The sequence below is a fragment of the Cyanobacteriota bacterium genome (assembly GCA_025054735.1).
In the GTDB taxonomy this organism is placed as follows: domain Bacteria; phylum Cyanobacteriota; class Cyanobacteriia; order SKYG9; family SKYG9; genus SKYG9.
Map to the genome: position 1 here is coordinate 1 of JANWZG010000163.1, position 7,964 is coordinate 7,964.

9 protein-coding genes are annotated in these 7,964 nt (G+C 50.0%); 7 read left to right on the forward strand and 2 right to left on the reverse strand.

Annotation, left to right across the window (positions count from 1 at the left end; genetic code table 11):
* The 5 genes from NZ772_09445 to NZ772_09465 form a co-directional block, all read left to right on the forward strand.
* On the forward strand, positions 1 to 203 hold a 203-nt coding region (locus tag NZ772_09445; GenBank protein MCS6813777.1), incomplete at its 5' end, for a phycobilisome linker polypeptide.
* A 117-nt stretch (positions 204 to 320) separates the two neighbouring features.
* Positions 321 to 1,178 (forward strand): phycobilisome linker polypeptide, encoded by an 858-nt coding sequence (locus NZ772_09450; protein MCS6813778.1) that lies wholly within the window; start codon positions 321 to 323, stop codon positions 1,176 to 1,178.
* Between the two features lie 110 nt (positions 1,179 to 1,288).
* Positions 1,289 to 1,489, forward strand: coding sequence for a phycobilisome linker polypeptide (locus NZ772_09455; GenBank protein ID MCS6813779.1), 201 nt, complete (start codon positions 1,289 to 1,291; stop codon positions 1,487 to 1,489).
* Between the two features lie 47 nt (positions 1,490 to 1,536).
* Complete coding sequence (locus tag NZ772_09460; protein ID MCS6813780.1) at positions 1,537 to 2,388, forward strand: HEAT repeat domain-containing protein; 852 nt, start codon at positions 1,537 to 1,539, stop codon at positions 2,386 to 2,388.
* 175 nt (positions 2,389 to 2,563) lie between these two features.
* Positions 2,564 to 3,376 (forward strand): HEAT repeat domain-containing protein, encoded by an 813-nt coding sequence (locus NZ772_09465; protein MCS6813781.1) that lies wholly within the window; start codon positions 2,564 to 2,566, stop codon positions 3,374 to 3,376.
* Between the two features lie 9 nt (positions 3,377 to 3,385).
* Here NZ772_09465 and moaA read toward each other — a convergent pair whose 3' ends face one another.
* Positions 3,386 to 4,372, reverse strand: a complete 987-nt coding sequence (gene moaA / locus NZ772_09470) for a GTP 3',8-cyclase MoaA (protein ID MCS6813782.1) — start codon at positions 4,370 to 4,372, stop codon at positions 3,386 to 3,388.
* Positions 4,373 to 4,508: 136 nt separating this feature from the next.
* Here moaA and malQ point away from each other — a divergent pair, with 136 nt between their 5' ends.
* Entirely contained in the window at positions 4,509 to 6,038 is a 1,530-nt protein-coding gene (gene malQ, locus NZ772_09475) for a 4-alpha-glucanotransferase (protein ID MCS6813783.1), read from the forward strand.
* 204 nt (positions 6,039 to 6,242) lie between these two features.
* Positions 6,243 to 6,800 carry an SRPBCC family protein gene (locus NZ772_09480; GenBank protein MCS6813784.1) on the forward strand — a complete coding sequence of 186 codons (558 nt, stop codon included), beginning with the start codon at positions 6,243 to 6,245 and terminating at the stop codon, positions 6,798 to 6,800.
* Between the two features lie 7 nt (positions 6,801 to 6,807).
* Here NZ772_09480 and mutL read toward each other — a convergent pair.
* Positions 6,808 to 7,964 (reverse strand): DNA mismatch repair endonuclease MutL (gene mutL, locus NZ772_09485; protein MCS6813785.1); only part of this gene is annotated, 1,157 nt, incomplete at its 5' end.

Sequence of the window (7,964 nt, forward strand, 5' to 3'; positions counted from 1 at the left end):
CTAGTTCTGGTGCCCTTAGCGGTGCAGTTGGTGGTAGCCGGGGCGATGTGTATCGAATCCGTTTTATGCAAGCTGCCTCGACAACGTCGCCTGTAGTTCGGCGCAGCACTATGGAAATGATTGTTTCCTACGACCAGTTGTCAAACAAGTTGCAGCAATTGAATCGGGCAGGCAGCAAAGTTATGAGTGTTCAACCTGTGTAAGCAGGTTTGAAGTCGCTACGATCGACCTAGGCTATGGAATGGCTATGCTATGGCTCTGGGTCGATTGGTTAGCATCTGCTTTCATTTCAAGTCTATTGACTAAAGGAGAGTATTTCAGTGCCTATTACAGCACAAGCATCCCGATTGGGGACTTCGGCATTTAGCGATGCTGCTCCGGTCGAATTGCGCCCAACTTCGACCAAGGATGACGTAAAAGCCGTTATTCAAGCAGTCTATCGCCAACTCTTGGGCAACGATTATTTAATGGCATCTGAGCGTCTTGTGGTTCCAGAGTCACTGCTACGAGATGGCAAGATCACAGTCAGGGAATTTGTTCGTCAAGTGGCAAAGTCGGAACTGTATAAGACCAAATTTTTCTATGGCAATTTCCACAGTCGTGTTACTGAGCTGAACTATAAGCATTTGTTGGGACGCGCTCCCTACGATCAAGCCGAAATCAGTGCTCATTTGGATTTGTATGAATCCAAGGGCTACGATGCGGACATTGACTCTTACATTGACTCTCCTGAATATCAAGCATATTTCGGTGAGAATATTGTTCCTTACTACCGTGACTTAGTTACCACTGGAGTTGGCCAGCGTACGGTAGGGTTTACTCGCTTTTTCTCGCTGTATCGCGGATATGCAACTAGTAGCCGGGCACAATTCCAGGGCAACTATCCGAAGCTAGTGACTGAAGTGGCCCGTGGTACTGCATCTTCAGTTGTGGCTCCCGGTAGCACCTATACTCGTCCTTCGATGATGGGTGTTCCAGTCAACAGTACCTTTGGCGGTTCTATGGCCTATGGTTCTGGTCGGCTCTACCGAGTTGAAGTTGCTGGAATTGCTGGCCCTGGTTATCCTCGTGTGCGTCGTTGCAATAAGGTTGTCATTATTCCCTATGAGGAGTTGTCAGACCATATGCAGCGGGTTCAGCGTCAGGGTGGCAAGATTGCCAGTATTACTCCTCTCTAGGTTGTGTTGATCAGCCCGAACTATGGCTCCTAGGGGCTTGGTTCGGGTTTGTTAGGCTAATTAGCTGTCAATTTCCCTTCTCACTTGATCGTTTGGAGTTGTAAGCGTCTATGTTGGGTAGTCGGAGTTTTCGGTACGAAGTTGTTGGTCTACGGCAAAATGAAGAGACCGACCAGATGAGTTTTCCTATTCGCTCTAGCGCTAGTGTTTTTATCACAGTTCCCTACAGCCGGATGAATGAAGAGATGCAGCGCATTACCCGGATGGGTGGAAAGATTGTGAGCATCTCTCCTATCGGTTCAACTAGTTAATTGAGCTATTGTTGAGCTGACTGGGTGTTCTAACACTGTGAATATCTATGCTAGAGTCCAGTTTTGAGGATTCTCGGATGCAATCACCAGTAGGCCAGTCTGCTGGTGATGAGTCATCATTAACTGTAGAGCAGGCGATCGCGAACTTACGTGGCTCAGATCCGGGACTGCGATACTATGCAGCTTGGTGGTTGGGGCGATTTCGGGTTTCTACTCCGGAGGCGGTTGATGCATTGATTGACAGTCTAAGCGATGAGTCTGATCGCACAGCAGAAGGTGGTTACCCCCTCCGACGTAATGCGGCTCGAGCACTTGGTAAGCTGGGCGATAGACGCTCTGTACCAGGCTTGATTCAGTGTTTGGCCTGTGATGATTTTTATGTTCGTGAAGCAGCTATCCAGTCTCTGGCAATGTTGGGCGATCGTAGTTGTGTTCCTGCCCTAATGAGCTTCTTGGAAGATGGCTTGGCAGCAACTCAGCCAGAGGCGGGTACAGTGCAGTTGCAACAACCCTACGGTGCTATTCTGGAAGCGCTAGGCGTATTGGGGGCAACAGAGGCATTGCCGCTGATTGAGCCTTTTCTTAACCATCCGTTTGAGATATTGCAGTACGCGGCAGCTCGGGCCATGTATGAGCTAACTCAGGATTCGAGTTACGCTGAGCGTCTAGTGCAGGCGTTATCAGGAGATAAGTTGCCTTTGCGCCGTGCTGCTATGGCTGATTTGGGGGCTATTGGCTATGTCCCTGCTGCTAGGGCGATCGCTAGTACCTTGGCAGAAAATAGTTTGAAATTGATTGCCCTCAAAGATATTCTAGAGAGACAAATACAGCGTGATTCCTTTCCAAGCTTATCAGCCGATGCTATCCAAGTTATGACGCTAATGGATGGGCTATTGTAGATGGGCTATGGTGATAGGCCGCCGCGAATGAGTTGAGAAAGCTTTACGCGACTGCCAAGGTGAACTTATGTCTTTCAAAGCAAATTTCGAAGCAAATTGATCTTGCTTCCTGTACATACCCCAGCCCATTGGCGGTATAGTTTATGTCGAGACCTTAACTGTTACAGTTCCTGCCATGGCTGATTCTCGTTTGTCTCTTATCCAGGCTGTAGAACGAGCCGATTCCTCACCTCGGCTGATTAAGGCAGTGCGAGAGTTAGCAGCAGCTCGCTGGCAAGAAGCTATTCCTACCTTGATTGCTGTGTTGAGCTACAACAATCCTGGTGCGGCTGTAGCTGCTGTGGACGGTCTGGTAGATTTGGGAGAGGCTGCTGTTCCTGCATTGCTAGAGCAGCTTGACCAACATAATTACACAGCCCGCTCTTGGGCTATCCGAGCGTTGGCAGGTATTGGTGATCCGAGAGGGTTGGTTACGCTGTTGGGGGCCGCAACGGCTGACTTTTCTCCCAGTGTGCGCCGTGCTGCTGCGCGAGGGCTAGGGATGATGAAGTGGCATTGGTTTCCAGAGAATTTATTGGAAATCGCCCAGGAGGAGGCTCTGGAAGCTCTGTTGTTTGTAGCGGAGCACGATGAGGAGTGGGTTGTACGATATTCTGCTGTAGTGGGTTTGCAGTCCCTAGCTGATGCGATCGCTGCTAGCCATCCAGATTGGCGATCGCAAATCCTGACCTATCTAGAACGAGCTATGGCTCATGATCAAAGCTGGGCTGTGCGGGCTAGAAGTTGCATGGCGAAACAATATCTTCAAGAGCAAACAGTCGCTGCTGCCTCAAGGCCAGAAGAACAAGCCTCTCCCCTGTCAGCGACGGACTGGCAACATATATTGACTGGGCTGTATGATCGCAAGGCGCGTGAACGCTCTGTACTAGCAGAAGGTGACCCACGGCGCTACCAGGAACTGGCTTTATCGCTGACATCAAATCTTTAGGGCAGCTACCTAGCCACCGATTTGAGACATGGTACGAGTGTAAGCAGCTCCGGCTGTGCCAGAGTTCCGTTGCTTGAAGTTAATCTCTGGTTTGAGGGCTAGTAAAGCTTGTACCTGTTGGCGAAGATAGGTAGGGCTAACCCCAGATCGCAGAGCTGTGCGTAAATCCAGTTGGCCTGTTTCATTCAGCAAGCAGGGACGTAGCCAACCATCGGCAGAGAGGCGCATCCGGTTGCAGCGATCGCAAAAACACTCAGACATTTGACTAATAAACCCTAGAGTGCCCTTAGCCCCAGGAATGCGAAACACATCAGCGGGGCCGTTTCCTACCACGGTGCTAGATTCTAGTCCCCAACGATTGCGAATTTGTTGGCGCAGGTCTTCTGAGGCAATCCACCCCCGATCGCGAAACAATGCTTCGTTGCCGATGGGCATGAACTCAATAAACCGCACATGCCACTGGCGGTCAATACTCAAGGCAGCTAAATCTAACACTTCATGGTCATTGACACCAGGAATGACTACTACATTGAGCTTTAGAGGATCAAACCCTACCCGATGAGCTGCCTGAATGCCCTCCCACACCTGTTGCCAGCGCATGGGCTTACCAACTATCTGGGCAAACACTTCTGGATCTAGAGAGTCTAAACTGATGTTGATCCGACGTAGCCCCGCGTCGTACAGAGCCTGAGCCTTGTCAGCTAGCAGATAGGCGTTGGTGGTCATTGACAAGTCTTGCACTTGGGGCAAGGCAGCGATCGCTCTCACCAAATCCACCACACCAGGACGCAATAGTGGCTCACCCCCGGTCAGTCGAAAGCGGGTAAAACCCAGGGGGATAAACACCTCCTGGAGCAAGGTAATCAGTTCGGGATGGGTCAGCAACTGCTGATTCAGCACATACTGTAGATCTGCACCGTCAGGCATACAATACTGACAGCGGAAGTTACACCGATCAATGAGACTAATGCGTAAGTAGTCAACTGGGTTTAGCACATTAGGCAGGGCGTTCAGCAGTGAACAATAAAATAAATGACTTATAGTATAGACTCCAGCGAGTTGAGTCGTGCCATCGAGTAAGGGCTGTGGTACATTGCAAAAGAATAATTGCGTTTCATGTGACGAAACTACTATGCACCGTGCCAGTGGCATCCTTCTTCATCCTACTTCCCTACCTGGACGTTATGGCATTGGTGATTTGGGATCAACCGCCTACGAGTTTGTGGATTTCTTAGCTCGATCGCATCAGCAACTGTGGCAGGTGTTGCCACTAGGGCCAACGGGCTACGGAAATTCTCCCTACTTGTGTTATTCGGCGTTAGCGGGTAATCCGTTGTTGATTAGCCCCGAAATCTTGATGCGAGAAGGCTGGTTACGGGCTGAAGATTTGGAGGGGTTTCCTCATTTCCCTGATGATCGTGTCGATTATGACCTGATTGCTCCCTATCGCTATGCACTATTTAAGACTGCTAGCTTGCGGTTCAAATCAGAGGCAACACCAGAGCAGTGGCAAGCCTTTGAGCAGTTTTGTCAGCAGAAGGCTGGCTGGCTAGAGGATTATAGTCTGTTCATGGCCTTGAAGGATACTGACCAAGATTCAACCTGGAACCAGTGGGAACCAGCGATCGCCCAGCGCCTGCCTACAGCCCTAGAGCAGGCACGTCAGCAGTTGGTCGATGGCATCTACTTTCACAAATATCTTCAATTTGAGTTCTTTCGTCAGTGGATTGCCCTCAAGACTTACGCTAACGATCGCAACATTCAAATCATTGGTGACTTACCCATCTATGTTGCCCATGACAGTGCCGACGTGTGGGCTAATCCTCAAAATTTTTGCCTGGATAGGGAAACTGGTGAGGTAGCTCTAATGGCGGGGGTTCCACCGGATTATTTCAGTGAAACAGGACAACTGTGGGGTAACCCGGTTTATGATTGGCAAGTTTTGCAAGATAGTCAATTTGCTTGGTGGATCGATCGCTTTCAGGGCATGTTAGCCCTTACTGACTGGATCCGAATTGACCATTTTCGAGGGTTTCAAGCCTACTGGGCAGTGCCCCATGGTGAAACAACTGCCATTCATGGTGAATGGATTGAGGCTCCTGGTGAGGCATTTTTCCGGACTGTGAAACAAGTCCTAGGAGATTTGCCAATCTTGGCGGAAGATTTGGGCGACATTAGCCCAGATGTTATTGCCCTGCGCGATCAATTTGGCCTCCCCGGCATGAAGGTATTACAATTTGCCTTTGAGTCTGACAGTGCTAATCCTTTCTTGCCCTATAACCATAGCCAAAACTTTGTTGTCTACACTGGGACTCACGATAACAACACTACCCTGGGTTGGTTTAACCAAGACTTGTCGGACTATGGCAAACAGCGGCTGACTCGCTATCTAGGTGGTCTTAGCTCTATGGGTGTGAATTGGGATTTAATTCGACTAGCCTTTAGCTCTGTTGCCAATTGGGCGATCGTCCCCTTACAAGATGTAATAGGTTTGGATCAATCTGCCCGCATGAACCGCCCTGGTACGCCATCGGGCAATTGGGAGTGGCGATTTCGGGCAGATATGCTAACGGATGAAATCTGCGATCGTCTCCGAGACTTTACTGACATTTACGGACGTATGGCTGTTAGAGATAGCAGTTTGACTGACCAAGACGAGTAGCACACAAAACTTTACGCTCTACGGATTGATAGTAACCTCATAGTTACAACAGACTAGCTAGAATAGTTTATCTGGAATTGCACAGTAAGATGGGCAACATTGAGTAGCGCATTACGGTTTACATTGTGCACAAGTCTACTGTGCACAAGTCAAGACAGTGCATTAGCCTTTTCATGAACTTGTTGCCAGCTAGGAGGGAAGATTATGAAGCTGCACAACCTAGTATCTCAGTGGTGGATTCATTGGCAGCAGGCAACTGCGTCTCGGCGCAGGCGATCGTTGCCCTATTCCCTCGTTAAAACTTACCAAGCTATTAGCTCTGCCTCTGTGGATGACCTGTGGAAAAAAGTTGTGGATTTAGCTGATGTATCCTGGCATCCCATCCTCTTCAAGACTAATGTTCCCTACGGACTCATTGCCAAACCAGGATTGATTTATAAAGCCTTCACCCGCCTCTGCCCTACGATTCCAATTCAGATTTTTGTAGAGCGTGTGAACCCTAGAGAGCTTCTGAGTGTGAGGATTTTGGCCATTCCAGGAGTAGAAGAGCGCGTTACCTACCGAGTTGAATCTACCCTATGTGGCACCTGCATTTCCTACTCAGTTACCTTGCGGGGGTGGCTCTCTCCAGTGATTTGGTCTGTGATTCAACCCTATGCTGAGCGAGTAGCAACACGGCTAGCTCAAGCTGCTGAACAATCGGCGTTGCAGCCTGCCACCCCTAAGCCTACGTCTTGGCAAGAGGGCTGTTTTGATTTTTAGAGAGTCGCTAGATACCGTGGCTTTTGCCAATGACCCAATGACGACGGAAGAACCGAGATAACGCTGTTTCCTCTAGGGCTAGGTAAATAGGGCGACCATGGGGACAGGTGCGCGGATTGCGGGTTTGTTGCCACTGGTCTAGGAGGGTTTGCATGTCTGCCAACGTTAGGGGGGTGCCATTGCGAATAGCACTGCGACAGGCGGTTGCCACTAGGGCAGACTCTAAATCACCACCTAGGCTTAATTCCATCAGTGCCTCAGGACAGTCTGATCGGGCAGCTAGCATAGCGGGGGCTGTACGCACTGCCCAAAGCTGATCCCCAAAGGCTTCTACCTCTAACTCTAGGCGGCGCAGTTGATCCACTTGGGCGGGCGTGAGGTGATTAAGAATGATAGGGGTAGGCAAAACTGTCAACTGCCAGCGATCGCACAATTGCTCATACAACACCCGTTCATGGGCGATGTGCTGTTCCACTAACCACAGACCAGTAGCGTGTTCTGCCAGGATGTATGTGTTGTGAACTTGGGCTAGGGCACGCAGCGGTGTTGGTTGGGGATTGGCTGATGGATGGAGTAGGGAGTCTGAGTCAGGGGCAGCAATTTGGCGACTGACTCGATAGCCTGCCTTAGATTCTGTAGCTGTTAGCAGGTTGGTAACCCGTTGGTTCTGGGTGCCAAGGTGAGTACTAAGGCACTGGTCAATTGCCTGACTCACCCAGTGCTGCCAGTCAGTGAGGTGATGGAGATATACCTCAGTCTTAGCAGGATGGCGGTTCCAGTCAATTTGGCTAGCAGGTACATGCAGATGGACGAAGCAGATGGGATGGCGATCGCGGGGCAGTGTCCGGCGAAAGCTGGCCAAAATCACCTGTTCTATCTCTAGCAACTGGACACAGCGGCCATTAACTGCTACTTTTACCCAATCTGGTCGATGCCGATGACAACGGTCTGGTAATCCAATCAAGAGATAAAGGGTAGGGGTATTAGGTGGGTGAGTAGTGTTCGATATTAAGTCTCCAGGGGGATATAACTGTGGAGAATTGGTAGTGGGTGCCTGAGCCAGGCTGATGGCCTGCTGCATCTCTTGGAGATCAGTAGACTGCACATCCTTGAGGATTTGGGGCAACAGTTGTCTAGCCGTGGTGCCGGAATAGAGGGTGAACC

What these genes read in the sequence shown, in the direction of transcription:
- NZ772_09455 (MCS6813779.1), top strand. Translation starts at nt 1,289, where the DNA reads ATGTTGGGTAGTCGGAGTTTTCGGTACGAAGTTGTTGGTCTACGGCAA.
- NZ772_09460 (MCS6813780.1), top strand. Translation starts at nt 1,537, where the DNA reads ATGCTAGAGTCCAGTTTTGAGGATTCTCGGATGCAATCACCAGTAGGC.
- NZ772_09465 (MCS6813781.1), top strand. Translation starts at nt 2,564, where the DNA reads ATGGCTGATTCTCGTTTGTCTCTTATCCAGGCTGTAGAACGAGCCGAT.
- malQ (MCS6813783.1), top strand. Translation starts at nt 4,509, where the DNA reads ATGCACCGTGCCAGTGGCATCCTTCTTCATCCTACTTCCCTACCTGGA.
- NZ772_09480 (MCS6813784.1), top strand. Translation starts at nt 6,243, where the DNA reads ATGAAGCTGCACAACCTAGTATCTCAGTGGTGGATTCATTGGCAGCAG.